This is a genomic window from Blautia sp. AF19-13LB (assembly GCF_003479105.1).
Classification (GTDB): domain Bacteria; phylum Bacillota; class Clostridia; order Lachnospirales; family Lachnospiraceae; genus Fusicatenibacter; species Fusicatenibacter saccharivorans.
The window spans coordinates 1-1,164 of sequence record NZ_QUGO01000063.1 but is presented as its reverse complement, the minus strand read 5'-3'; the positions used below and the strand labels follow the sequence as shown (position 1 = coordinate 1,164).

General features: G+C 39.0%; 3 protein-coding genes. All 3 read right to left on the bottom strand.

Annotated features, from left to right (window positions below):
- Positions 1-210 precede the first annotated feature (210 nt).
- On the bottom strand, positions 211-591 hold the full coding sequence (locus tag DWX32_RS19235; RefSeq protein ID WP_117801762.1) for a DUF4825 domain-containing protein: 381 nt from the start codon (positions 589-591) through the stop codon (positions 211-213).
- 18 nt (positions 592-609) lie between these two features.
- The gene (locus DWX32_RS19230; RefSeq protein WP_117801763.1) at positions 610-807 is read right to left on the bottom strand and encodes a DUF6019 family protein; all 198 of its coding nucleotides are present in this window, start codon (positions 805-807) and stop codon (positions 610-612) included.
- Between the two features lie 219 nt (positions 808-1,026).
- Positions 1,027-1,164: zinc ribbon domain-containing protein (locus DWX32_RS20805; protein ID WP_147398520.1), on the bottom strand; the 138-nt coding region annotated here is incomplete at its 5' end.

Below are 1,164 nucleotides of genomic sequence, written 5' to 3'. Positions count from 1 at the left end.
TATTGTATCATAGAAGAACCTTCCAAACATTATTTTACAGAAAAAGTTTCATACTCTCGAATATGCAGCTTCCCCATAAATCTCATAAAAAAAGGCTCAAAAATACCCGGAGCACTCCGGGCACAAAAAAAGCACCTGCCATTCCTGACAAATGCTTTCCATATCATCTCTTATTCAATCAATAGAACTGAAAGTTGAAGAATACTCTTTCTACCGTTCATACGATGCAATGATTTCTTTGCTGTCTGCTATTCTATACTCAAGTGTTCCCAAATTACCAATCAAGTTAAATGTCATATCTGCATTGACCTGCAATTCATCTGCAATCCTGGATGCAGACGGCTCATCTTTTAGAAAAACTGTTAATCCATAAGGCTCTGTTTCAGACTGTATCTCTATACTGTCATATGAGTATCCCTCCGGATACTCTTGACCGCTTACAATGTTTATAACATTCGAAGAATCTCCTACATAATCTGTCTTATACTGCGACAGGTTAGGAATTTCGTACAGTTTTTCTTTTTTCCCGCACGCCGAAATCAACATTATTGATACCGTAACCAACATAATTGCAAGTACTTTTTTCTTCATAACCCCCCCTGAAAACTTTTATTTATCTTCTAACTCAAATCCAAGTTCTTTCAGTTCTTTTTCGTTTCTGACATCTTCATCCGTTTTCTTTTTCTTTCCAGTGATAGCACTGTAGGCTTCTTTGATACCATTTTTCACTGCCCATTTGATAACGAAATACAGTGCGATCAAAATAACAATTGCAGTTCCTCCACTTATGCCTAATTTATTCCACATAATCATTAACTCCTCCGATTTCGTGATTTTCAATTTATTTTCAATTTTACAGGCTGGGATTTATCATTGATTGACACTCCCCACAGCTAAAGCAGGGGGATTCCTGTTTCTTCCACCATTGCATTGGCAAATACCTTACGGTACTGCAATGTCTTACACGGTGTCCACAGGCTATATTTATACTGTTCCCGCATGCCCTGCGGTACAGTTTTCTTATCTTTATGCCGACTGCAGCTGCAGTCCTTTTTTCAAAATATTGATGCCTGCATTCGTATCCCGGTCATGAACTGCATGACACCCGGGGCACTCCCAGATACGAATGCGCAGATTTTTCACCAGCGGATTCCGATAGCCACA

Coding starts and splice junctions, on each gene's coding strand:
- DWX32_RS19235 (WP_117801762.1), bottom strand. CDS start 591: ATGAAGAAAAAAGTACTTGCAATTATGTTGGTTACGGTATCAATAATG.
- DWX32_RS19230 (WP_117801763.1), bottom strand. CDS start 807: ATGTGGAATAAATTAGGCATAAGTGGAGGAACTGCAATTGTTATTTTG.